We start from the raw sequence: 26151 nt of genomic DNA on the forward strand, positions 1-26151 counted from the left end.
ACCGAAATGTATCATATGTTAAATTATATTTAAAATATTTAAAATATTTGTTTTATATATAAAAAAAGTATGCAAAAAATAATTTGGGGAGGAGATAAGATGGATATTAAGCAATTGCGCTATTTTTCCACTATTGTCCAAGAGGGACAAATAACCCGTGCGGCAAAAAAACTACACATGGCACAACCTCCGCTCAGTCATCAGCTAAAGCTTTTGGAAGAAGAATTAGGGGTTACACTATTCGCAAGAAATGGCAGAAAGTTAGAGCTCACACAACCTGGCGAGGTACTGTATAAGCACGCACAAAATTTACTAAAACAATTAGAAGAAACAATAGATGAGGTACGTGAATCAAATGAGGGACTTCGGGGAGTCTTATCGATAGGATCCGTAAAGTCATGCTTTGCCCACTTGCCCCAAAAAATGAAAGAATATCTCCAAAAATATCCATTAGTCACCCTACAACTTAGGGAAGGGGACACCTTTGTCATTGGTGAGCTTTTAAAAAATAGAGAAATAGAAGTTGGTATTACTCGGCTTCCAATGGACCTTAACGATTTCTCTTTTATTCGCTTATCCAAGGATCCATATGTAGCGGTTCTTCCAAACGAATTTATGAACATACAGCCTTCTAAAAACGAAATCAGTATGTTGGATCTAAAAGATCTGCCGCTGCTGCTGCTCCATCGCATTCAAGGTTCTGGGCAATTTGAACTAGTAGTAAATGAATGCAGACGGCACGGATTTGAACCGAAAATTGTCTGTGAATGTCCGGATGTTTCAATGATTTTATCCCTTGTTTCCGCTGGAATCGGAGCAACGATTATTCCAAGGGATGCTCTTCTTTCCTTTCCGTCTGATCATATAAAAGTGCTCGAAATCTGTGATTCCACAATCACAACTGAGGCAGCTATTATTTGGCAAAAAGATAGATATTTATCCAAAAATGCAAAGTATTTTATTCAAATGTTTCAATAAAATGGGGACAATTTATAAATTTTGTCTCCTTTTTTACTTGCAGGAACAAAGTCATGTTATTCATAATTTTTACACTAATCCATTTACCAAATTGGTTTAATTTAGTAAAATTACTCGAATAAAGACCTTTTACATAATTCAAAACTATTGTAATACTTTTTTAGGAGTGGTATGGCATGAAGGAAAGTCATCCTAGGCAAAATGGCTTAAATGAAGAAGCTCATTTAAGTCAATTAGCATCTGTTGGCCAAATTGCCGCAGGCATTGCACATGAAGTTCGGAACCCCTTGACTGCAGTGAAGGGCTTTTTGCAGCTCTTAGAGCAAGATTCAAAACAAGAATACATAGAAATCGCACAGTCAGAATTAGACAATGCCTTAATTACTTTGAATAATTTATTACAAGTTTCCAAGCCGGATCTTGAAGATGAGGAATTTCAGCCTATTCATTTAGCCGTTGAACTGGAAACGATCTTAAACTTATTTCAGGATAAAGTATATAAAATTAATATCATTACCGATTTTCAAAATGCAGATATTCCTATTTCAGGGAGAAAGAATCAATTAAAAAAAGTATTCTTCAATCTTATAAAAAATGCCATTGAATCGATTACTGAAACTGGCACCATAAAAATAACCCACTTCGCTTCACAAGACGAAGCGACAGTTATTATAAGTGACACTGGAATCGGAATACCAAAAGAAAAACTGTCATTATTGGGCACTCCTTTCTATTCTACAAAGGAAAATGGAACTGGAATGGGGCTGACACAAGTTTTTTCTGTTGTATATCAACATGGCGGAAAAATCAGTGTAGATAGTGAGGAAAATATCGGGACTAGCTTTAAAGTTACTTTACCCATACAAAATATAATAACGAAGCGGAGCGTTTCCAGATTGAAACTTGAATGTGCAAAAGATACTTCGATTAGAGATTTTTTCATCACAAACAGACAAAGTTTCGAAGAGCAATTATTATGTGAGGCCATCAATGTTAAAGATAAAATAGCCGAAATACAGGCAGTCGGAAATATTAATCTAATAGAAAATGCTCACAAGCTTACCTTATTCATAGTGGATAATCGAGAGCATGAATTAATTCAGTTTGCCAAAAATGAAGGAATTGCGTGGGCCAAGCATTCTTTAACTTTAGCGTTTAAATTAGAGTGGGTGCAAGCTATTCGCCGAACACTTTGGGAATTTCTATTTAACTATACAAACATGACGATTGATAAGACTAACCATGAGGACTTTTTTTCGATGGAGAAAAATATTAATGCGATGGTTGATCAATTTTTAAACCACTTCTTCATTAGCTATTCAAAATACAAAGATGAACTCCTTTCGTCCCAAATGAAAATAGTGGAAAATTTATCTGTACCTATTATCCCGATAACAGAAGCGATTTGCATTCTTCCATTAATTGGTGCTATCGATTCAAAAAGGATTGAAACGATTGGGAATAAAGTCATTGATCACATCGGAGACACCCATATTCAATTCTTAATCATTGATCTTTCCGGTGTTGCACAAATGGAATCGGTAATTATTCAAAAGCTAATTCAGATTATTGATGGCATTTCTATGATGGGATGTCAAACAGTTCTTACAGGATTGCGATCTGAAATTGTAAAAAATATGTTGAAATATGATCTAAGCTTCAAAGAAAAAGCTATGACGAAGGGAACGTTACAATTAGCACTTACTGAACTGCTAAATGATCCGAAAATATTGAATCCGCTTGTATCAAATTCGCAAATATAATCCTTATTTATACAACATTATAAAAATCCCTCTCTTTTTACATGCGGAAGTGAGGGATTTTTTTCTTTAACCTAACTATTTCTTTGGAACATCACCTGTCTAGCCAATTCATAGCATTCTTTCAATTGATCTTCTGTTACCAGAGTCGGATTGTGCTCGAAGTGAAGATGAAATGTTTGATTGTACTTCGAAAGATAAACTAAGTATTGATGTGCATCCCCATATTGCGGATCATCTATACTTTCTCGTATTACTGGAACATGTCGCTTAGAATGTTCACTGTAAAGGGTGGTACTATGATGAACCAAATAGACATATGGTGCTGCTTTCCGCAAAAATGGATAGGGATCGAACCCTGGAAAGGCACGTTTATGTACATCTAATCTTTGAGTGTCTATGACGATTTGAATATCTTTATACATTTCAATTATTTGAAGATATTCCTCTTCATATTCTCCAAAAAAATCGTATTCCAGAACAATTTTTTGTTTATATTTTTCCTGGATATCCATTAATCTTTTAAATATATGATGACTTAGATTCAGAAACTCTTCTCTCGATAATTCATTCCACTTAAGGGTCGGAAAGTCAACTTTCCTTGGCCAATATTCATAATCAACCTGTCTTGGTGTAATGGATGGAAAAGGATAATGAAACAGGATATAGTCTGCACCAAATTTCGAAGCTAATTCCACTTCCCTTTCGATCCACTTTTCCGCCTCTCTCCTTTTTTCTGCATCACTAGAAGTAATTTCCGGTAAATTCATTTTTTTATTTCCATAAATAGGCGAATGAATGCCATAGCTTATATTATTTTCATTACAAAAATCTCTTAATTTATTCCAATCCTCTTCTTTTTCATATTGAGATGCTTCCAAACCGTTGATCATCCCCATATTTAGTTGATTCCATTCCTCCACATTTACACTGTGCCACATACCTATTATTAATTTTCTCATTGATTTACTCCCATTAAAGAATATTTCCAATTATCTTGAATTCAATTATAATTTTTAAAATTTTTCAAATCCATACTTTTTTAAGGATAGTTAAGTATAAAATTTTTCAACATCTAAATAATTTAACATGTTTAATCTTGTCTAGCGTAAGCAGTCTATCGGCTTGCGCTTTTCTTATTTATCTTTTCAACTATATTGGAAAAACTATTTCATAAAAAGGAGGATATCTTCATGTCTAAACAATCTAAATGGATTCATTTACTTTTACTTTTGATTATTATTTGTGTTTTTATTTGGTCTTCCATAAAAGCAGCGGATTATTTAACTTGGGTTTTAGAGGTTTCTCCAGCGGTTCTTATCATATTACTATTACTTGTAACATATTGGAAATTTCGCTTTACGACTCTCTCTTATTTGATCGTTACAATTTTGATGATTCTAATGTTTATTGGTGGCCATTATACGTATGATGATGTTCCTTTATTTAATTGGCTCAAAGAGAAATTTCATACACAAAGGAATGAATATGATCGATTTGGCCATTTTGCAAAAGGCTTTTTTGCAATTATCATTAGAGAAATTTTAATACGAAAGTCATTCCTTCGACCATCAAAATGGCTCATTATTATCACATTATCCTTTATACTAGCACTTTCAGCTTTATATGAAATCATGGAATGGCTGGGAGCTGAGATATTAGGAAGATCGGCTAAGGATTTTCTTGGCACCCAAGGGGATGTGTGGGATTCCGAATGGGATATGTCTTTAGCATTTTTAGGAGGAATTTTATGCCTAATTGTATTGTCGCATCTGCATAATAAATACTTACGAAAAATAATTGAATAGAACCTTTTATCTAAAAAATATGAAAATTATCCCTATTTTGTGATATAATTTAACTCTCACTTTGTTTTAGAAAGGAGTCCTTCATGAAATTACTTCTTCGTTTATCAAGCAGTCTATTTCTTTGGATAGTAATGATGGTTGTTCTAGTTTTGATTATTTTACTGCCAAGGGAAATTGAAGTAAAACGCGTCGATGTCACAGATGTGATGTCCTACCATTTTACATGGTCAGGTTATAAGGATAATATCACTCATTTTATTTCGGAAGTAAAAGAAAATAAGAGTTTAGGAAAGGCAATAGATCAACAGCCGGTTGAATGGGAACTGATGCATTACGGAATAAGAAGTATTGCGATTTTAGTTCCAGCTTTGATTTTCAGTTTTCTAATTGGAATTTTAAAAGGGGTATTTGATTATCGTCGTAACGGCGGTTTGTGGAAAGTCTTTGGTGAAGGGACAACCTGGTTAGGACAATCTATTCCGGATTTCTTTGTCATCATCATTATAGAATTAATTTTTTCCATGACCATCAATCGTATTTTTCCGCATCTTCAACTATATGGGTATGCCCATTGGTATAATATCTTTTTACCTATTATATTCTTATCCATGTATCCGGCAGCCGTAATAGCCAGTTATACTACTCAAGCATTGAAAGAAGAAGATGGCCATGATTATATTCTTACGGCTAAAGCAAAAGGAGTACCGGAATGGATCATTCTCTGGAAGCATGTCTTACGAAATTGCTGGTCTAAAATTCTTATCCATTTTATGCCTATCATTTTAACATTACTATCTTCTATGGTTTTAGTGGAGTATATGACATTATATCGCGGAATGGGAACAAGGCTTATGGAAGCGATTAAGGTAAAAGACATGATTGCCTCCAACGATACAATTCTTCCAATTGAAACACCAACCGTAATTGGCTTTAGTTTGGGGTTCATGGTCATTCTGTTGCTGGCTCAATGGGCTAATCAAATTATCAGACATTTTCTTATTCCAATTCGAAAGGATGAGCAATCATGAGAAAAGTTCCTCTATTATGGATTGGTATTATAGGATGCAGCATTATTGCTTTTGTTTTTATTTTTGGACCGCATTTGCCAAAGATTGATAGTCAACTAGCCCCAAAATCTTATATTTTAGGCAAAGGTGGAAATTTAGACTTTATTCTCCCGCCTTACCCACCATCGGGACGATATCTACTGGGGTCCGATGCAGCTGGAAGAGATATGTACAGTGCATTAATTCTAGGAACAAGGACTACCATCATTGAGATTGGGGTAATATCTATTATTACCATTCTGTTGGCTCTTCCATTCGGAATATTATCAGCACATATACCAATTTTAAGAAGAATACTAGAAGGATGGAATTATTTATTTTCTAGAATACCCGTATTTTTCTTCGTTGTATTACTGACAACGATCCCATTTTTTATCTTTTCTCAGCAGCGACCTATTTGGACAATTAGTGTAATTATCCTTTTAGAGGTTGGAAAAGCAGCTGAATTTGTACATAAATCAGTAAAGGAAATACAGCAAACAGCATATTACGATGCTGGCATTGTATCTGGCACAAGGACTTTCGGTCTGTGGAGATGGTATTATGTACCAGGTTGTTTTTCACAATGGCTTTCCTATTTTATTCTGCATATGGGAAACATGTTATTTTTACTTGGACAATTAGGGTTTTTCAATATTTTCGTTGCCCAAAAATTAACTCAAATTGGCGGTATTCCTGGGACACATATAGCGTTTTATAAGATTGAAAATACTTCGATTGCCTGGCCGACATTTTTATCCAACACCTTTAATGATATAAATAACTGTCCGTGGGTGCCAATATTCGCTTGTATCTTTATAACATTTACCATCTTTTCCTTTATTGCATTAGGCAAAGGAATAATGCAGTATTCCTTATTAAAACAAAAGGGGCTAATTAGCAGAAGGGAAAACTTGTTACTTAAAAATCTCTTTCTGATGAATTCTTTCTTCAAACAAGAAAAAGAATGGTCCAAGTAATAAAAATGTCATCAACTATTTATAAATTCGTTTTATAATTTTTATCTGTTCTTAACATTTATCAGCTAGAATAAACTTTATAAAAGATTAATCCCTCCTTTTATAGGAAACTTTCTACCTGGGAAATCTAGCCATCGGCTAGATTTTTTCAGTTTTACAGATTATCACCTTTTTATAGTTCTTTTTTCTTATTCCAACCATCTGAAAATTTAGGTATATTTACTTATATGAAATGATTCGGGACAAAGGGGATCTGTTAGTGAGAATCGAAACTACCATAAATTTAATTAATCATTATTCGAATGAAAACAATTATTCAAAGGTTCGCTCCTTAATTCAAAAAGAATGGAAATATCTTAATGAATATAAGAATTATCAATTATTAAACAGCAATGCAAAGCAAATTTTTAAAATCATGCAGGAAGAAGCAGTGACAGGCAGATCTAACGAATTAACACAAGCGGAAAAAAATATATTAAATCTCGTGAATCAGTCCATAAGAGAAATGCGTCTTCCATATGCGAAACGAATATTTTTAGAACACAATAGACTTTTTGAGAAGCCTGCAGCCATTCAATGGTTAACATCGGACGCAAGATTTATTTGTGAATCGTGGACAAAAGCGAAACAATAACATTACATGCAAAACGCAGTTTGCTTTACACCTTCTCTTCTTCCTTCTAGGAAAAGCTTCTCATTGCATAAAAGAATAGCGAAATTTATCGTCTTTGACGTTTTTATAGACTGACATGCGATTAAAATACAGTTGTATAGATTAACTTTTATTTTTTGAAAGAAGAATGATACTTTTATATAAAAGTTTGATTATTAACTAAAACTCCTCGTTACTTTTTTACCATCTACTATCATATATTAATAAACCCTTATAACACCGTATTTGCTATAATAAAATATATGTAATTGTAGTTAAAAAATGAAACGTACAAGGAGGGATAATATTGTATTGGACTCCGTTATTTGAAAATGATGTACCAGTAGTACACTTCTGCTCTTAGTAGAGTGAAGGCGTGACTACATCTCTCCGTTAGGGGCAAATGTCGACCTAATTTCAAAACGGAGGGTACAAAAAATGAAAAACACCTTATTAGGTTCATTATATTTAATTTTAGCTTCAAGCATTTGGGGCGGTATGTACGTTGTTGTTAAAGTTGTGGTAGCTGTCATACCTCCGCTGGAACTTGTGTGGTTGCGTTATTTAGTGGCGATTGTCACACTTCTCGTGATCGGCTTGATAACAAGACAAAAATGGCGGATTGAAAAACGTTATGTCATCATAATCATAGCAATTGGAATCATAGGCAATGCCATTTCAATTGTTGCTCAGGAAACTGGCACTATGCTTTCCACAGCACAAATGGGAGCAATTATCACTTCATCAACACCAGCATTTATGGTGATTTTTGCCGGCTTCATCCTTAAAGAACGGATGACATTAAAAAAGGGAATCTCCGTTGGTTTAGCAACAATTGGAGTAATACTGATTGTTGGAATTAGTGATGTGAATATGTCCAGTTCACTCGGTGGTATTTCCCTACTTATTGCTGCTTTAACATGGGCACTCATGTCTGTACTTGTAAAGCTTTTGCCCAGTAATTATTCACAAATTGTGGTGACCACCTATTCTATCTTGGTAGCTTTAATTGTGCTGACTCCTTTTGTATTGCCGCGGTTACACGATGAAATGAATATCTCACAACTGACTCATCCAACCATTTGGGGTGGACTCTTGTATTTGGGTATTGTCTCAACGGCAGGTGGATTTTTACTTTGGAATCGTGGGTTACAAATGCTTAATGCCTCAAGTGGAGGATTATTTTTCTTCTTTCAACCCGTAGTTGGAGCCTTACTTGGGTGGCTTATTTTAGGAGAAAGCATAGGAGTAACGTTTTGGATAGGCTCTATCTTAATTCTCACAGGTGTTCTATTCGTTATTAACGAGAAAAAATAAAATATAATAACCCCTTCAATCTAATGGAAGGGGTTTTGCTTACATATGCTTTTATTACTCTGAAACGTTGCCCTTGCTTTATATCTATATATTTTAATATTATTTCTTTAACTATTACTGAACGGTCAATAATTTTAAGGGTACTGTGGTTTATGGATTTGTATGAAATAATATTTTTTTCATCTCTTTGTTAAAAGAATGCCCTTGTTAATTTATAATTCACCATAATATTTAGCAAAATATAAAAAGCCTTTCTTCCGTACAAGGTAATTCCTTAACTCACTTTCAGTTGCTTTTTCGAATGGTGGTTTTGTTAGGGTGTAGGCTTTTGCATTTAACCTAGCAAATTTATTCTTATCCATTTTATTATGATATCCATCTTCAGCTATGTTGCTTATAAAAGCTGTTTTTGGATACCCCATAAAAAATACACAAGTCCTTAATGCAAGTTTTGGAGTTGAGTGTAACACAAGAAAAATGATTCCCAATATTACTGTAATCCTAATTAATTTTTTCAAAGATTTCCCCCCCCATATTTTTTCCTTTATGAGGTTTTATTCTCCAATACATTATACAAATCCTTCATCCAGTAAGATTGCCCATTTACTTTAATAAGAAAAGAAACGCCTAAATAACAGCTTGATCTTCCATTATTGCTCGTTTAATTTTTTCTCAAGAACGATTTTATGTAATCCTTTTTCATCTATATAAGTATCTATGACGTCAAATCCATTTTTAATATTCAATACCAACATATTTCGCCATTTATTCATAGTTTTTGTTTGGACAACATTATAACCATTATTCCTTAAATATTGATGTTGCTTCTCCATTAATGTTGAGGCAATACCTTGTTTTCTGTAATTAATATCTACTCCACCTAACCAACTATAAAACATATTTTTGTCGATTTCATATCCAATCTTATATCCGATAACTCTTTTACCATCCATCGCAATGATAACTAACAATTGAGGTTTACTTATCATTTTGTTAAATAAATCATCATTAGCACCAAAAATGTCTTCATGAAGTTCGAGAATGCCTTTTAAAACATCAGCATCAGGTATGGAATTAATAATAATGTAATCAAAACTCAAAGGTACTCCCCCTTTCCTAACATCTCGATTTTTATATTTCGCTATCTATAAAGACAATCATTCTTAAAGCATCACACCGTTACTTCAATAACTCTTACTATTCCCCTAAATTTAGTTGAAATTTGATTCGAAAAGAATTGGAAACTTTCATCCGGTTAGATAAAAACTAAAAACCTACCGTCTCTGTGATCGTTGACCATTGTATTGCGGGGTTAGATTCATTGGTAGTCATCATTGTTCCAACAAAAATACCATCATTGTTATTTTTATCATTCAAATAGTGCTTAAGGGTTAATTTGATAATTTTTGAGGTATATAAGCCTAATAATTCATTCTTAGGAATCCAAAATAATTCTCCTTCTTCAGAAGGAGTAAAGTTAATATGCTCTGTTTCTCCAAAGTAGAAATATTGTTGACGTATTTCTCCGCTATTTTTCTCAAGCAGTATGTATTTAAGCCTAAAGTTCTTAATTTCTTCTTTTTTAAATCCTGTCTCTTCTTCGATTTCTCTGTAACTTGCTTCCATTGGAGAATTAAGTTCAGTAGATTCCATATGACCTCCAATACCACCCCAAAATTCAAAATGAAGATTTTACTCTTTTCTTTCTTCATCATTAACATATTGTTTTGATGAATTAAGAATGCAGTTGCCATTTGTCTTACTTCCAATAATAACATCCTCTCTATTATTTCTAATTTTCTAATCATTTTATTAAACAAATCTTCCCGGTAGCTGAAGAAGAAAAAGCCACCGTATTGGCAGCTGAAACTTTAATGCCTGCACCCGTTTGAATAAGAAGTATCAAAGTTAGCGGACTTAAACAAAATTTGCACCAAACCACTGTTGTTATATTCTTTATTACCATAAAAATTCCTTCTTTAGCTAAACTTCTCCTTTACTTATATAAGTCCAAATAATAAATTAGGGTGCAGATCTGTTTGATCAACACCCTAATTTTTTTATATAGATCTAAAATACTACATAAAATGACCACAGCGGCGTTATTGATGTGACTAATCCTAAATGGTGAACTTACCCTAACTGGCGTTTAAATTGTTTACTTGCAAAGAAGTAAGCGATGATCATGATGCCGACGCACCAGGCAAGCGCGATCCAGATACCGTTGCCAACAGACCCATCATACAAGAGAGCACGAATCGTATTCACGATCGAAGTTACAGGCTGGTTCTCAGCGAACACACGGACAATTTTAGGCATGGATTCGGTGGGAACAAAGGCCGAACTGATAAACGGCAGGAAAATCAGAGGGTACGAGTAGGCTGTCGCCCCTTCCATAGACTTCGCTGTCAATCCGGGAATGACCGCCAGCCATGTCAGTGCCAGCGTAAATAGCCCAAGTATCCCAGCTACTGCAAGCCAATGCAGAATATCAGCGTTGGAACGGAAGCCAATCAAGAGTGCAACCAGGAAAACCACCACAATAGTAAGTGCATTGGAAACAAGTGAAGTCAAGACGTGAGCCCACAATACCGACGAGCGCTTAATGGGCATGGTAATGAAACGCGCCATCAAACCGCTTTTTATATCCGTAAACAGCCGCAGGGAAGTGTAAGCAACACCGGATGCGATAGCCATCAGCAAGATTCCCGGCAATAAATAATTGACATAGTTATCTGTCCCTGTCTTTATGGCACCGCCAAACACGAAGACAAACAGCAGCATCATCATAATCGGCGTAATCGCCACCGTGATAATCGTATCTGGGCTACGCATGATGTTGCGCATTAATCGACCTAGTAATACACCTGTTTTGCTTTTCATTTACATTTCCTCCTTTTTGCCGATGATCGCTAGGAAAATTTCCTCCAAAGTCGGCTGCTTCTCAATGTATTCCACTTTCGCTGGCGGGAACATCTCTTTGAGTTCGGTAAGGGTACCGGTCGTGATGATTTTTCCGCCATGCAGGATGGCGATGCGGTCCGCCAGTTGTTCGGCTTCCTCCAGGTACTGGGTTGTCAACAAGATGGTCGTGCCTCCGTTGGCAAGCTCCTTAACGGTATCCCAGACTTCAATCCGCGCTTCGGGGTCAAGCCCTGTCGTCGGTTCGTCGAGAAAAATGATTGCTGGCGTCCCGATCAGGCTCATGGCGATGTCAAGCCGGCGCTTCATCCCGCCGGAATATTGGTCCGCCCTGCGGTTGGCCGCATCGGTCAGACTGAATCTTGTAAGCAGATTGTCGGCGACTTGTGCGGGATTAGAAACTCCCCGCAACTTGGCGATCATCATCAGGTTTTCCCTCCCAGTGTGCATTCCGTCTATAGCTGCGAACTGCCCTGTCAGGCTGATGTTCTGGCGAACCTGATCCGGTTGACGCTGGACGTCAAACCCGCAAATACCTACTTCACCGCCATCAGGCTTCATAAGTGTAGAGAGGATATTGACCGTTGTCGTCTTGCCCGCTCCATTTGAGCCCAGCAGAGCGAAAATTTCGCCACGCTGCACCTCAAAATTTACCCCTTTTAAGACTTCCTTGTCTTTAAAAGATTTTTTTAATCCTTTTACAGAAATCGCTGCATTGCTCATCCTTTTTTCCTCCTTATAATAAGCGCCTTTCGGAGCTAGAATGCCTATCCTCTTCTACTTAGCATCACTGATAATCTGTACAACTTATTACCGAGTGAAAAATATAAATGAATAACAAAGGTGGCAATTCATATTAGTAACCAGCTATTCAGTCAGCATTATTTAATCAGTTTATTTTTTTCCCAAGCGATTCAAGATACTCTCATTCAAATCTTCACGATACTTGGCAACATAGGTTTTAGCGTTTGCCACTAATTCGTCGGCAAAGGATGCTACGTCGTCCCCAGTGATTTCCAGCACTTCTCTGCCTTCCGCTGCACCGGCTTCGAATAAATCGATTAATTCATACTGTATTTGCAACATATCCATTCCGTTGCCCGCTGTGAATTTCCACATGTAGTTTTGAATTTTCTTAAATACATACTGGTAATCCTCAGGTAAAGCTTCTACCCGTGCCATCATCATCTTGTATTCTTTTTTATCACCAATCATTTTTTTGAACATTTCCATCATGTTATTTTTCCTCCTATTTTATAAAGCTGAATAAGACACTCCAAAAATATCGGACAGAATATCTTATGAAGCTAGGTTGACTTTAAGACATTGATTTTCGACGATACAAAATCCCATTTTTTCCAAAACAATTCAAGCTCCTTGCGGCCAGCCTCATTAAGTGTGTAAAACTTGCGGGGTGGCCCCATATCCGACGGTTTTTTTTGTATGCTCACCAGTTTTTTCTTTTCTAATCGCACGAGGATCGTGTAGACCGTCCCCTCCACGACTTCGGTAAACCCAAGTTCGTTCAGGCGGCGGGTAATCTCGTAGCCATATGTTTCATGGCGGCTGATAATTTCCAGTACACAGCCTTCCAGCGAACCCTTCAGCATTTCAGTTAAATTTTCCATGTTCAGAATCACCTCTATTCTGTCTGACTTATATTCAGTATAACTTAGTACCGAGGTAAAAATTTTTACTCGATAGTTTTTGGGGAGTCATGCTATTAAGTATTACTTATTACAAGTGCATTGTATCACTCAGTAGTGAGAGATGTCAACTATTTTTCTTAAAAATAGTTTAATACCTATATTTACGGCTATTTTTCCATGTTCAGAGCCACCTCTATTTTGCATGACTTATATTCAGTATAACTTAGTACCGAGGTAAATTTTTACTTAATAGCTTGAAGCTATTAAGTATTGCTTATTACAAGTATATCGTAACACCGAGTAGCGAGGGTGTCAACTATTTTTCTAAAAAAAATTTTCGATACCAATATTAGCTGCTATGCAATACCTTCATAAATGGATACGCTAAGGTTTGGAAAAGTATTCATATGGAGGCTTTTGAATCATGGAGTTTCAATGACATGACGGGTATTGTGATGGCGGAAACCCATTAGACTGCATGTGTATCCGTGCAGTTTTTCGATATACAATCCGTCAAACCCAAAAAATAGGTATTAGACTAATGCGAAAAACGAAACAGCAGCAGCCATGGACGATAAAAATAAAATCCTAGACTGCTCCTATTTTATTGAACAAAATTCTCACCTGAAACGTAATATTCAAAGTGATTAAGTTTTTTATCGCATTCTAATTCAGGGAGACAAGATAGTTGGCAAGTTGATCGAAAGTACCCTCAAGATCTTGTTGAAGCTTTGGAGCCATACGTTTGTAGTTTTCTTGTTCCTCAGCGGAAGCGTTCACAGGGAAACCCTTCAATTTTAAAACAGTTTTACCTTCGTCATCTTCTAGCGTTATGATATTCATAATTTCAAGAGGCCAGCTCAAGCTAAAAGGAGCTCGGACCGTATTGCCTTGCTCATCAGAAAAGGATCGGATATAAGTCACTTTATCAGGTTCAACAACCTCTTGGTATGCAAATTTTCCCCACATAACCTCTTTTCCGTCAAGAGACGTTTGAATACCTAAAAACTCGCCACCTGATCGAGCGTCCATTTTAACGACTTCGAGGGTGAACCTCTTTGGTCCCCACCATTTCGCGAAATGCTCGGGCTCTGTCCATACTTTAAATAAGAGTTCGCGAGGGGCATCGAATACGCGCGTAATTGCAATTTCGAAAGTTTGATTCAGATTATTATCCATGAAAATCCTCCTTTTACAATGATCTCAATCGATTATTGTTTTTTTATTCTCATTTATTTAGACGAAATTCGATTGCAAAATTCATCGGTCTAATTGTTCAGGTAGCCCAAATCTGGAAAATAATTTTGCGTTAATGAAATTTTGGATGTGGAAGATCTTCTTGTCTTTCATGACAATGACGTGAATGCCCCAGGGGACCAAGCAGGATTTGTCGTTGCTCGGAATATATTGAGCGAGAGCGGGATAACCGCCATTCACCGTAGTTGGCAAAAAACGCGATCCTTCGCAATGCCAGCGCATAAGCGTGAAAAACTGGAACAAATTGTCCTTGCCGCACACCCACATTGGGAAAGGTGGCATAGACATATGGCCTTCTTCATGAAACAAGGCGACCAGTGCATGGATATCAAATTGTTCAAACGCTTCCACATACCGTGAGAGCAATTCTTGATCAGGCTCGAGATCCATCAAGCTATATTCTTCAGAACGATGTTTCGAACGATCCATCGTCTCTCTAGCCCTTTGCAAGGCGCTGTTAACGGCTGCCGGCGACATTCTTAACGTTTCTGCAATCTGCTTAGAGGACCATTCGAATACGTCTTTCAAAAGGAGAACAGCACGTTGACGTGGAGGCAAGGTTTGCAAGAGTGTTATAAAACATAGTTGAAGCGTTTCTTTGCGAATGAGGATATCTTCCGGATTTTCCGAAACGGCGGGAGCTGGCCATACCCAGGATGAGTCAGGTAACGTTTCGCTGGGTGCGATAATAGATGTAGCGGCATCGGAAAAGTCAACGGGACGAGTGCGGCGTTTCGCTTGTCTTAGCTTGTCCAGGCATAAGTTTGATGCAATGCGATAAACCCACGTTTTGTAAGAGGACTCCTGCCTGAATGAGTTCCAATTTTCCCAGACACGAATAAAGGTTTCTTGAACGGCATCGTCTGCGTCATCGATCGATCCTAACATTCTATAACAGAACGATGTTAACTCCGGCTTTAAGCCTTCAAATAACTGAAGTCCTAATGTATGACCCATTTATTTTGGCCTCCAAATGTAAAAATAATAGATAATGAGAAGAGACTCCACCATTTCTGAAAATACTTCTACAATGGCAATTAAACTCCCGATAGCCACCCATGAATCGCTAAAAAACAGCTCTTCACCACAAAGAATGAAAATGTATTGAATCCGTCCATACTTGTTCCTAAGGCTGGAGAGGAAGGTCGATGAACTATGGTGCCTTAGAGCCCATCCGATAGTCTGACTCCAACGACCACGGTGCACCACAAACTGTCGCTCCCTTACGGGAAGCACTCATGGTAGATTAATCCTTATTCTGATTGTTGCACCAGCCTCCAATTTACAAGCCTAGAAAGGATGAATTTCAATGGATGTAATCATTGAAAGAGCATGTGGTATGGATGTTCATAAGGACAATATCACTGCGTGTATTATGACACCTGACGGAAAGGAGATACAAACTTTTTCTACTAAAACAGTTTTTCTACTTAAGTTAATCGATTGGATCAAGGAACATCGCTGTACTCATGTCGCAATGGAGAGCACAAGTGTTTATTGGAAACCTATTGTCAACCTGCTAGAATCAGAAGGAATTGAGTTTTTAGTCGTAAACGCTCAACACATGAAGGCACTCCCTGGTCGTAAGACCGACGTTAAAGATGCTGAATGGATTGCACAACTTCTTCGTCATGGTTTACTAAAGGCGAGTTACATTCCGAATCGGATTCAAAGAGAACTGCGAGAGCTTGTACGTTATCGCCGTAGTATTATTGAAGAACGTGCTAGACAACACAATCGGATTCAAAAGGTTTTAGAAGGAGCCAACATTAAACTTGGTTCTGTTGTATCTGATATTATGGGGGTTTCATCCAAGGATATGCTTCGAGCTATAGCGAATGGCGAGGATGATCCTGAAAAACTAGCAGGCTTCGCTCGTCGTACAATGAAAAAGAAAAAAGAAGAACTTGAACTCGCACTTCAGGGCTATGTAAACTCACATCAACGTTTAATGCTTAAAACAATTTTAGGTCATATCGATTTTCTAACCGAGCAAATTGAAATATTAGACCAAGAGATTGCCCAACGCGTTGACTCATATGAAGAAGATATTGAAAGACTGGATTCGATTCCTGGAATCGCAAGAAGAATGGCTGAACAAATTCTAGCTGAAATCGGTACTGATGTTAAAAAACAATTTCCTACTGCGGCTCATCTTTGTTCGTGGGCAGCTCTCGTACCTGGACATAACGAAAGTGCCGGAAAAAGAAAATCGACTAGATCCAAAAAAGGAAATAAGTATTTAAGATCAGCCTTAACTGAAGCAGCTCAATCAGTCAGGGGTTCAAAAAACTACCTTGGTGCATTGTATCGACGAACAGCTGGGCGAAAAGGCAACAAAAGAGCAGCTATTGTGGTTGCCCATGCAATTTTACGGATTGCATATTACTTGTTAACTAGAAAAGAAATGTATGTTGACTTAGGTGAAGACTACTTTGATAAACAAAGACAGGTATCTATTGTACGCCATTCGGTTCGAAGGCTAGAAAACTTAGGTTACATTGTAACAATAACAGAAGCTTCCTAATCCATTGTTTAAGCACAAATACACCATTGATCAGACGCTCCTCCCCTTTTAAAAAAGATGAATGAGCTGCGTCTATTTAAGTATTGCCATTTTCCGGGTACCACAGAAGTTAATTTTCATGGTAGTTCAGTAAAGTAACAGTAATTCTATTTTACCTCATTTATCTAAATAGCAACAATTTTCACGAAAACAGAGTTCTTTTAAACTACATGAACCAACTTGATTAAATTTATGAGAGTGTGGTTGTACTTACTAAAAAATACCTCTTATCAAAACCGCCACGTTCAATGAATTTCTTACGTCTTACATTCTCAATATCTTCAAAAGATTTATTATGCATTTTTGCCAAGGAATGAATTATCTCCAAGATATCTGCGAGTTCTTCTATAGATTCACGGTCACTCTTTGATACTAAATATTCTTTGATTTCTTCCGTTAGTTTATTTCTTAATTCAAGTGAATATAATGAAGAGAGAGTTTATAATTAAGATATGTTCTCTAGTTGTTTTAGTCTCTTTTCCACAGTTAGTATCAAAATGATTGATGCTAATATCATCAGGCAAATGATTATAAGAAGAGCATACTCAACTTTTGTAATAATAAAACTTATAATAATCCCCAAAAACATTATTGAAATACCATATTTAATTAATAGCTTGGCACTGTATTTATTTCCTTCTTGCCAAAGAGTCATGTTTTTCATGGACCGTTTAGTTCGATAGCCATATAGTCCATTAATATCCTTTGGGGGCTTATAAAGTAAGATTAATCCACAAATGATAAAGATCATGCCAATCAGAATACTCATTCCAACATTAATTAATATTGTATCCATATAGACACCCCCCTTGCGATTACCATCTAATTACATTATATCATATTTATGGAACAATCTTTAATCTGTATATTTTCAAGCAAAATGATTTTCCCAATATTTAATTCTAATAAAATAGAAGATAGTAATTTTGCTTGTGAAGAAATGTACTAAAACTCCAATGAAAATAGATAAAGTAAAAAACCCAAAAAATAGCATAACAAAATTGACCCCAGTAATAGCTAAAAAAAACCTGAGCCCCGTAAGTGATCATTATGAAATCACTTTTATATTCATATGCCTAGTAAGAGGATTTATTATTACGAGAGTTTGCTTTTACTATCTGAGGATTGACTAATATGCTGTCCACATCCGGATAAAATTAACCCTATTGCAAAACAGCCCTCAATTATTGCATACTTTAACATTTGATAACCCCGGTTATAATTTAATAACGTTTAAATGAACAATCGAGCACCTACACTTTCCTAACCCCTTTTCCCATCACCAGCTTTTGCAACAGATTGCTTTTTTCCAATACAGTCTAAAAATTTCTATTTCATTGATGATGGCTGTAATATTGGGATTTTGAAGTGTTATTGATGCTTTTACCAGCTCGTAATCTACATATATACGCTTATATATTTTTACCATTTTATATAACTTGACTTTATACCTGTGTAAGAATATAAACGAGCGGTTCTGAACGGTTATTCGTTCCAAAAAAATATAATTGGTTGGCAAGGAAAAGTTCGTAATAACGGTGTTTCGAAGGCTCTGGTTTCCCTCTTAAGCTAATTACTGTTTGCGGAGGAGCATCAGGTACGATATCGAATTTAAATTCCTCCATAAGTTGCATTAAAAAAAACATTGGAACAGTTGAATTGTAAGAAGCCGGAGTTTCATCTTCCAGTAACCAGTTCGGTTGTCCGCCTATTCTATTTTCATTGATAGCAGTTTCAGAAACAGGAGCAAGATTCCAGCGTTTAAATTGGACCTTTTCTTTGTAATCCTTTCGCAAAATGCCGGCTCTCGTTTCAAACATAATGATTTTAAAATTACGCTGATAAGTTTCCAAAAAGCCTTTTGGGATATCTACACCATGCAGGGAATCTTGTAACATTTCCGGGATAAGGTATTCTTCATGTGCACAAGAAGTGCATGAAAATACGGCCATTGATAGATCATGCCATCTATGGCTTTCAGGAAATGCTACTTGAAAAAAGAAGGTTTGCTCAGCACCGCATAGTTGGCAAATTGGAATTTCCATAGAAGCAGGAATACAAGGATGGCCACCGATAAATGATTGGTCACTTTCTTTTTGTTGCTGATCAGACGGATCCATTTTTAATATATAACTAGACTCCATTTCCTTTCATCTCCCGTTTCAGTATAAATTTAGTTTATCTTATATCGTCTCCTAAAACTAATCATTCTGATTTAAGGGTTTGGAAAAATCCTCGTGATCGTTTCTCCATCGATCCTTACTTGATATAGAACCTCAAATGGTCTTGTGGAACCGACAGTGTATTTGGGTACGACACGAACAAAAACAGTTTTCCCTGCTTTCACTTCATCTGCAATCATAGTTTCAAATTGTCTGAACCTCCCTCTGTTAATGGACAGGTTTTGTGGGAAGATATTTCCTGAGTTGATGCTTCCAAGTCCTCCAAGGTTTTTACCTATTCCATGACCGGCATCATCTGTCTGTTTCCCAAGATTTCTTACATATTCTCTGGACGCATTATTAGTATCGGTCCCTTTTTTAATATGACGCTTTTCAATTTTTGCGAAAACAGACCGCAGTTCACCTTGACTTCCATGAATGGTACGATAAGTTAGACCACCAGTAGTCGTAAATTCATGTCTTGTAAATCCTTTTGCCGTTTTCAAAACTCTTGCTGCAGCAATTTTTCCAAATGGTAAACGACTAAACCCGATAGTAAAGATAGCTGCAGCTGCATATTCCGGCGTAAGCAATTTTTTAGGATTCCGTATCATATCTGCCGTTTGATGCCCGCTGGCTGCAAATCCGACCCCGGCTGAAACAGCGCCAATAGCCGACCAGACTCCAAGAAAAGGCACTGATAAGGTAAATGCTCCGGCAATAATGATTCCCTTCTCCCATCCGGACAAGCCGTCCCACCAATTTTGTAGATTATCAAACAGACAGGCAAAACAAGCTACCGGACCACCATATGAATTTTCCCAATGGACGAGGACAAGGACAAACAAAAGTGCTGCTGCAATTAGTGTTAAAGCTTGATGATACTTTTGAACATTGGCCATTAGCACCGGCAAACGGCTCTTCGCTTCAGCACTCCCATGTATGAATGTAAAACCAAGTTCCCTTCGTTCTCTGTAGAAGTAAAGCAAAGAACCAAACCGCTGTCGATCCTTTATGAGAGATTTAGCCAAGTTCCATAATTCCGTTACAGGATTAATGTTTTTTTCGCCTTCAAGTTTCGGAATACGATTCTTCAATTGGTTTAATTGCCAATAATCGATAAGTAAAGCAACGACGAGCATCAGTAAAAATAGTGGTTTTGAGGCATAGCCGCCTCCGAACAAATGATGTATCCCATCTAGCCATTTCGGAACATGATAGTCAGCATTCCAGATGGCATGATCAAAAATAGACCAAACCAAAAGGAACATGGGAAAGATATAGGTATAACGCTTAAATCGATTTTGATACCTCACTGCAAACCCGATTCCCAATGCAATCATTGCCGTGAGTAATGAATGCCCAGCGGTCATTTTATCGGGCAAAAGACTTTCCTCAAAATACCCAGGAAACAATGTAAACAAATCCCAATGAAGCACTTTTCCAGAGAGAAAGGAAACTCCATAATGATCTCCAGATATTAAACGTCGGGTTGTTTCCTCTAAAAATTGAAAACCGGCTCCCGATGCAGCTCCAATAAGGGCATAGTCTGATAAACTTAAGGATGAAGCACGGCGTGACAAAAAAAGATAGACACCAAGCGGGATCAATTTCAACACTTCCTCCGCAATGGGTGTTAAAATAGCTTGGCTCCATACATCTGTTGCCTTCCCGCCGAAAAGCGCGGTAATTGAACCTACTAAAATGGAATTCAGCGGCACGATCAGCCATGCTCCAGCAAGAAAGAAATATGTATACTGTTTCCATGACAACGTTTTACTGCGACATAAAAGCCAAAATTGTAAAATCACATAAAACGACCAAAAAAACTGAACGAATATTTTTCGTGAGTCTTTCATGAAAATTAAACTGAGAACGAAGACAATCAAGCAAGCCCAAGAGAAAATGGCATAAATACGCAAAATCCACGGATGTTTACGGATCCATTCTTTCCAAAGATGATGAGTAGACTCCAGCATCGTCCTTGTTTTGAATCTAAAGTTTTCAATCCGGCTTATCATACCTCACACTCCGATTCATGAGTATAGGGGAGTATTCTTTTATTAGGTTTCTGGCGAACTTTTGGTAAGATTTCATTACTTATGGTTTAATACTATACCTTATAACAATAGTTATGAGAATAGGTCAAATTTTCCAAAATAATAATAGGAATATGAAATTTACAGGTCCAATTTCTTATTTTTCTCTTCGCATAGTTCGTCCATGGTTGTCATCACAAACGGTTCGCCATTCTTCGGTTTATTTGGATGTTTAATGCCGATTTTATCTGCAATGACAATTGATTTATAAATGCATTAGCAGTTTATCTAATGAATAGAAAAAAGGAAGCTATTCCAGGGGGAATAGCTTCCTTGATTAAAGCTCTTTGTTAATATTGATTGAAGCGTAAGACTCTGTGTTCAAAGATAAACCTAAGCACTGGGCCTCCCGCGGAAAGGTGGTTGCCTGAAGCGGAATTCAACAGATAGTTAATTAAAAAAGTAAATTGTTATTCAACATTATTTACTGATGGTTTTTATATCTTTTCTCTAATCATATTTTTTTTCGTAATCAAAAATAATCTCGCATTCTTCTAAAGGAACGACTTTCGTTTTCTTTATAAATTTAAAGCCAAACCACAGGCAAAGAAATAGAGGTATACCCATATAGGCCGCTATTACACTGCCCCAGTCAATTTTATCAGAAAGAAAAGCTTGGTAGTCTTGAGCTAAAATGACAATTAGTCCAATGATAATGGCAAAAATAGGTCCGAATGGATACCATTTTGCACGGTAAGGAAGCTTGTCCAGTGAATGCCCTTGAGCAAGAAAGGCTTTACGGAATCGATAGTGGCTAATGGAAATACCGAGCCAGAAAATAAAGCCTGTGATTCCGATTGAATTCATTAACCATAAATAAACAATTCCGTCACCGAAGATAGATGATAAAAAGGCAAGCATTCCAACAATGCATGTCAATATGACGGCTGCCACCGGGACTCCCCGTTTATTCAATTTTGCAAAAATACGCGGTGCCTGTCCCTCTTTTGCCATGGAATACAGCATTCTGGTAGAAGCATAAAGACTGGAATTCCCCGCTGATAAAACGGCTGTTAATATGACGGCATTCATTAGAGAGGCTGCAAAAGCAAGGCCAGCTTTTTTGAATACAAGTGTGAACGGACTCACCATAACATCTTCACTTGCTAGATTAGAGTTCGTATAAGGAATAATGAGACCGATTACAAAAATAGCTAATATATAAAATAGGAGAATTCTCCAGAAAACACTCTTAATCGCTTTTGGTACATTTTTTGCTGGATCTTCACTTTCGCCTGCCGCGACTCCAACAATTTCTGTTCCTTGAAAGGAAAAACCAGCGGCAATAAATACAATAAAAACACCAAGGAATCCGCCTGGGAATGGGGCTTTATCAACGGTAAAATTTTTAAAACCAATCACTTCTCCGCCCATAATCCCAAATATCATCAAAACACCCACAATGATAAAAATGACAACTGCTGAAACTTTAATAAACGAAAACCAATATTCTCCTTCACCATATCCTTTAACAGATAAATAGTTTAATAGAAAGATTAGCAGTAAAAACGATAAACTCCATAATAGAGATGGACTATTTGGAAACCAAAACTTCATAATCATAGTGGATGCCGTTAATTCAGCGGCAATAGTCATAGCCCAGTTAAACCAGTAGGTCCAACCTAAGGCAAATCCAAATGCTGGGTCAATAAATTTTGTTCCATACGTACTGAATGCACCACTTGTCGGCATAAAAGCTGCCATTTCTCCTAAGCTCGTCATGACAAAAAACACCATTGCACCTACTAGAGCATAAGCTAGGAGTGCTCCCCCAGGACCTGCAGTATGTATTGCAGCCCCGCTCCCAAGAAATAAACCGGTGCCAATAGCTCCACCAATTGAGATCATTGTTAAATGGCGGGATTTTAATCCTCGCTTTAATTTGTGCGCTTCTTGTTCTGTTGGCGTAGAATAAGTTACTTTTTCCTTCGGTATAGCCATCCTATCATGTCCTTTCTAAGTTCGTTATGTGGCATTGTAAAGCTATTCTAATAAAAGGTAATATATGTAAACGCTTTCTAAAATTTGTATTCTAATTTAAGAATTAAATATAAGAAAACATAATTAATCTTACAATAAAGATAACTTTCTGAAAAGTATTTTTTATAATATGGTGAAATTTTATTAGTATTCAAATATAGGAATAATTATATAATATTAGAATTTAAATCTTCAGTGTTGAGGTTAAAGAGGAGGAATACTATTAGTATGGCGCTTATTTAAGAAAAAATAGGCGGAAATAAATTAAGGCAAGCAATAAAAAAACTTCCCTGATCATTTCCTTTTACATAAATGATTGGAGAAGTTTTATTAAAAACCGAGCTACTATTCGCTCGGTTTTCTACTTTTTTAATATTCTCCTTCAAAAGGAGTGATATGAATATTTAGTCTTCTTTCGACTGTACGAAGTCGCTGGTTCACTCTCTGTAAACGTCGTCTAAGCTGGTCAATTTCTCTTTCTTGTTGATCATTTTGCCTTTCAAGCTGATTAACTCTGCGTTGAAGTTGAGTCCATTGCGGCAGCTGAAATAATTGTGATAATTGTTGTTGTCTGTAGAGTTCATTTTCATTTAGCTGCACATATGGATAATAAATAGACGGATATTGAGGTAAATCGTAGTTTCCATAAGCATACATGAAAGACATCTCTCCTCTTGGGTTAATATCTATAAAATATGTACACTTTTATTGTTGTGTAACGGCATATGCCCAAAAACTATAAACCTATATTCTCACCGTTTTAAGTATCATCATTCGGAAAAAAGGAAAGTCATTGTACCCCAGTAAGGACACTTCGGCTTCGTTTTTCCTTCCTCTTGGTCTTTTGAACCTTTATAAAGGACATCTCACTTCCGGTTTTCTTTCCTCTTGGTCTTTTGAACCTTTATAAAGGACATCTCGCTTCCGGTTTTCCTTCCTCTTGGTCTTTTGAACCCTTATAAAGGACATCTCGCTTCCGGTTTTCCTTCCTCTTGGTCTTTTGAACCCTTATAAAGGACAACTCGACTTCGTTTTTCCCTCCTCTTGGTCTTTTGAACCCTTATAAAGGACAACTCGACTTCGTTTTTCCCTCCTCTTGGTCTTTTGTCCCCCTATTAAGGTAAATCATTCCATTCCGCTCCGACCCAACTATCCTTCCCTTTTTCAATACTTCAACACTCTCTAATTTTTTCGGGATTTCTTGCATTGTCTGTTAAGGCTTGTTGATCTGCAATCATGATAAACCTATTATATTGGTGTTGTAATTCAACCGTGTTTTCTCTTTAATATTTTTATTAGAAAAAATAAAAACTCCGCCCTAATTAATAGGACGGAGATCGTTTCCGTGTTGCTACCTAAATTGTGTAATAATAAATATATTACACCATTCATTATCAAGTACTGACATACTCTATCTGCTATAAGATGCAGCCCACCACTTAGATAGATTTCACCTTATTCCTTCGAGGTCCATTCAATAAATTTCTTCTTGCTAGGTTCTCAACCACCCTAACTCAAGCTAAATTTGAATTACTTCTCCTCATCATAGGACATTGCTATTATTTTATTATTCATATTATATTAACATTTTATTCCAAAATCAAAACGATTTATTTATTCCCTATCATTAATTCACTATTTAATTTAACCCGCCCAACTAACTATATGCTTTTTCCTCTTCCTTCTGAAAAAAGCTTCTCATCGCAAAAAAGACATCGGATTTTTGCTTTAAAATATAATAACGAAATTTTTCATCTTTCACGTTTTTATAGGCTGACATGAGAGTGGAATGCCGGTTGTATTGATTGACCTCACCATATCCAAACATATTTGAAACCTTCATTAATTCTTCCACCAGCTTGACACATCGTGCGTTATCGGAAGTTAGGTTATCACCGTCTGAAAAGTGGAATGGGTAAATATTGAATCTGGCTGGATCATATTTTTCTTCAATTAATCCAAGTGCTTTTCGGTAGGCAGATGAACAAATCGTTCCGCCGCTTTCTCCTTTTGAGAAGAAGTCTTCCTCTGATACAACTTTAGCTTCTGTATGATGGGCAATAAATTCAATGTCAACGGATTGGTATTTTGTTCTTAAGAAACGTGTCATCCAGAAGAAAAAGCTTCTTGCGATATATTTTTCCCAGACTCCCATACTTCCGCTTGTATCCATCATGGCAAGAACCACAGCTTTGGATTCTGGCTTTTCAATTTCATTCCACGTCCGGAACTTTAAGTCCTCCGGAACAATTGGGTGAAAGCTCGGTTTCCCGTTGATGGCGTTCCGTTTAAAAGCGGACATCATTGTTCTTTTCTTGTCAATATTTCCCATCAGACCTGTCTTTCGAATATCATTAAATTCGATATCTTCAACGGTGTTAAAATCTTGTTCTTTTCTTTGCAGATTCGGAAGCTCCAGCTGTTTAAATAAAGCCTCCTCCAACTCCATTAGGGATACTTCTGCCTCATAGTAATCCTCTCCTGGCTGATCCCCGGCACCTTGGCCTTTTCCTGGCCCTTTTTGCGGATTACCATCACGGGCTACTACATCTCCCACTTTGCTGTCGCCGTCCCCCTGGCCGACATGTTTGTTTTTGTCATAGTTATAACGTATTTTATATTCATCTAATGAACGAATTGGAATCTTGACCACATCACGGCCATCTGACATGATGATGCTTTCTTCTGTTATGAGATCAGGCAAATTATTGCGAATTGCTTCCTGGACCTTTTCCTGATGACGTTTTTGATCATCATGCCCTTTTCGATGGAGGGACCAATCTTCACTTGAAATCACAAATTGTTGATGTTCTGATTCAGACATTTGAAATACTCCCCTCCTATAAAATTTTTTCAAAAAAAGTGTCACAAACGAATCGTTTTTGACATACAATATTCTGGTTACCAAAATCACCAAAAAGATAAATATTGATACTCTATCCTATGCAGAAATTTATATTTATTTACAAATAATT

Annotated in this window: 24 protein-coding genes; 8 read left to right on the forward strand and 16 right to left on the reverse strand. The window is 36.8% G+C overall.

Annotated features, from left to right (window positions below; translation table 11 throughout):
• Window positions 1-99: 99 nt before the first annotated feature.
• On the forward strand, window positions 100-978 hold the full coding sequence (locus tag AN964_RS17880; protein WP_055740991.1) for a LysR family transcriptional regulator: 879 nt from the start codon (window positions 100-102) through the stop codon (window positions 976-978).
• A 176-nt stretch (window positions 979-1154) separates the two neighbouring features.
• Entirely contained in the window at window positions 1155-2741 is a 1587-nt protein-coding gene (locus AN964_RS25740; RefSeq protein ID WP_083489401.1) for an ATP-binding protein, read from the forward strand.
• A gap of 71 nt (window positions 2742-2812) precedes the next feature.
• Here the strand turns inward: AN964_RS25740 and AN964_RS17890 are convergent, their stop codons facing one another.
• Window positions 2813-3700 carry a sugar phosphate isomerase/epimerase family protein gene (locus AN964_RS17890; RefSeq protein WP_055740992.1) on the reverse strand — a complete coding sequence of 296 codons (888 nt, stop codon included), beginning with the start codon at window positions 3698-3700 and terminating at the stop codon, window positions 2813-2815.
• Between the two features lie 231 nt (window positions 3701-3931).
• Here AN964_RS17890 and AN964_RS17895 point away from each other — a divergent pair, with 231 nt between their 5' ends.
• The 5 genes from AN964_RS17895 (at window position 3932) to AN964_RS17915 (ending at window position 8541) form a co-directional block, all read left to right on the forward strand.
• Window positions 3932-4546 (forward strand): DUF2238 domain-containing protein, encoded by a 615-nt coding sequence (locus AN964_RS17895; RefSeq protein ID WP_055740993.1) that lies wholly within the window; start codon window positions 3932-3934, stop codon window positions 4544-4546.
• Window positions 4547-4629: 83 nt separating this feature from the next.
• Window positions 4630-5574 carry an ABC transporter permease subunit gene (locus AN964_RS17900; RefSeq protein WP_055740994.1) on the forward strand — a complete coding sequence of 315 codons (945 nt, stop codon included), beginning with the start codon at window positions 4630-4632 and terminating at the stop codon, window positions 5572-5574.
• The gene (locus tag AN964_RS17905) at window positions 5571-6572 is read left to right on the forward strand and encodes a hypothetical protein (RefSeq protein ID WP_055740995.1); all 1002 of its coding nucleotides are present in this window, start codon (window positions 5571-5573) and stop codon (window positions 6570-6572) included. Before AN964_RS17900 ends, AN964_RS17905 begins: the two co-directional genes overlap by 4 nt.
• 259 nt (window positions 6573-6831) lie before the next feature.
• On the forward strand, window positions 6832-7206 hold the full coding sequence (locus AN964_RS17910; RefSeq protein WP_055740996.1) for a hypothetical protein: 375 nt from the start codon (window positions 6832-6834) through the stop codon (window positions 7204-7206).
• 456 nt (window positions 7207-7662) lie between these two features.
• Entirely contained in the window at window positions 7663-8541 is an 879-nt protein-coding gene (locus AN964_RS17915) for a DMT family transporter (protein ID WP_055740997.1), read from the forward strand.
• 212 nt (window positions 8542-8753) lie between these two features.
• On the opposite strand, the gene AN964_RS17920 is transcribed toward AN964_RS17915, so the two are convergent.
• The 9 genes from AN964_RS17920 to AN964_RS17960 form a co-directional block, all read right to left on the reverse strand.
• Window positions 8754-9059 (reverse strand): YjcN family protein, encoded by a 306-nt coding sequence (locus tag AN964_RS17920; RefSeq protein ID WP_055740998.1) that lies wholly within the window; start codon window positions 9057-9059, stop codon window positions 8754-8756.
• Window positions 9060-9191: 132 nt separating this feature from the next.
• Window positions 9192-9641, reverse strand: coding sequence for a GNAT family N-acetyltransferase (locus AN964_RS17925; protein ID WP_205603379.1), 450 nt, complete (start codon window positions 9639-9641; stop codon window positions 9192-9194).
• 166 nt (window positions 9642-9807) lie between these two features.
• The gene (locus AN964_RS17930) at window positions 9808-10194 is read right to left on the reverse strand and encodes an NUDIX hydrolase (RefSeq protein ID WP_235950496.1); all 387 of its coding nucleotides are present in this window, start codon (window positions 10192-10194) and stop codon (window positions 9808-9810) included.
• Window positions 10195-10674: 480 nt separating this feature from the next.
• Entirely contained in the window at window positions 10675-11424 is a 750-nt protein-coding gene (locus tag AN964_RS17935) for an ABC transporter permease (RefSeq protein WP_055740999.1), read from the reverse strand.
• Entirely contained in the window at window positions 11425-12186 is a 762-nt protein-coding gene (locus AN964_RS17940) for an ABC transporter ATP-binding protein (RefSeq protein WP_055741000.1), read from the reverse strand. It abuts the gene before it with no gap.
• Window positions 12187-12357: 171 nt separating this feature from the next.
• Complete coding sequence (locus tag AN964_RS17945; RefSeq protein ID WP_055741001.1) at window positions 12358-12699, reverse strand: DUF1048 domain-containing protein; 342 nt, start codon at window positions 12697-12699, stop codon at window positions 12358-12360.
• Window positions 12700-12770: 71 nt separating this feature from the next.
• Window positions 12771-13091: a PadR family transcriptional regulator gene (locus AN964_RS17950; RefSeq protein ID WP_055741002.1), complete on the reverse strand. Its 321-nt coding sequence runs from the start codon at window positions 13089-13091 to the stop codon at window positions 12771-12773.
• Between the two features lie 687 nt (window positions 13092-13778).
• On the reverse strand, window positions 13779-14291 hold the full coding sequence (locus tag AN964_RS17955) for an SRPBCC family protein (protein WP_055741003.1): 513 nt from the start codon (window positions 14289-14291) through the stop codon (window positions 13779-13781).
• An 81-nt stretch (window positions 14292-14372) separates the two neighbouring features.
• Window positions 14373-15326 (reverse strand): sigma-70 family RNA polymerase sigma factor, encoded by a 954-nt coding sequence (locus tag AN964_RS17960; RefSeq protein ID WP_055741004.1) that lies wholly within the window; start codon window positions 15324-15326, stop codon window positions 14373-14375.
• Between the two features lie 352 nt (window positions 15327-15678).
• Between AN964_RS17960 and AN964_RS17965 the strand changes: the two genes are divergently transcribed.
• Window positions 15679-16896, forward strand: coding sequence for an IS110 family RNA-guided transposase (locus tag AN964_RS17965; RefSeq protein ID WP_055741005.1), 1218 nt, complete (start codon window positions 15679-15681; stop codon window positions 16894-16896).
• A gap of 484 nt (window positions 16897-17380) precedes the next feature.
• Here the strand turns inward: AN964_RS17965 and AN964_RS17970 are convergent, their stop codons facing one another.
• The 6 genes from AN964_RS17970 to yhbH all read right to left on the reverse strand — a co-directional run bounded on the left by AN964_RS17970 (window position 17381) and on the right by yhbH (window position 26000).
• Window positions 17381-17731, reverse strand: a complete 351-nt coding sequence (locus AN964_RS17970; protein WP_055741006.1) for an SdpI family protein — start codon at window positions 17729-17731, stop codon at window positions 17381-17383.
• A gap of 649 nt (window positions 17732-18380) precedes the next feature.
• A complete protein-coding gene (locus AN964_RS17975; protein ID WP_055741007.1) occupies window positions 18381-19079 on the reverse strand; it encodes a hypothetical protein in 699 nt (232 codons plus the stop codon).
• A 71-nt stretch (window positions 19080-19150) separates the two neighbouring features.
• The gene (locus tag AN964_RS17980) at window positions 19151-21118 is read right to left on the reverse strand and encodes a DNA/RNA non-specific endonuclease (RefSeq protein WP_055741008.1); all 1968 of its coding nucleotides are present in this window, start codon (window positions 21116-21118) and stop codon (window positions 19151-19153) included.
• A 528-nt stretch (window positions 21119-21646) separates the two neighbouring features.
• Window positions 21647-23137, reverse strand: a complete 1491-nt coding sequence (locus AN964_RS17985) for an amino acid permease (RefSeq protein WP_055741009.1) — start codon at window positions 23135-23137, stop codon at window positions 21647-21649.
• Window positions 23138-23545: 408 nt separating this feature from the next.
• Window positions 23546-23833, reverse strand: a complete 288-nt coding sequence (locus AN964_RS17990; RefSeq protein WP_055741010.1) for a hypothetical protein — start codon at window positions 23831-23833, stop codon at window positions 23546-23548.
• Window positions 23834-24833: 1000 nt separating this feature from the next.
• Entirely contained in the window at window positions 24834-26000 is a 1167-nt protein-coding gene (gene yhbH, locus AN964_RS17995; RefSeq protein ID WP_055741011.1) for a sporulation protein YhbH, read from the reverse strand.
• Window positions 26001-26151: the final 151 nt, after the last annotated feature.

The organism is Heyndrickxia shackletonii (assembly GCF_001420715.1).
Taxonomy (GTDB): Bacteria; Bacillota; Bacilli; order Bacillales; family Bacillaceae_C; genus Margalitia; species Margalitia shackletonii.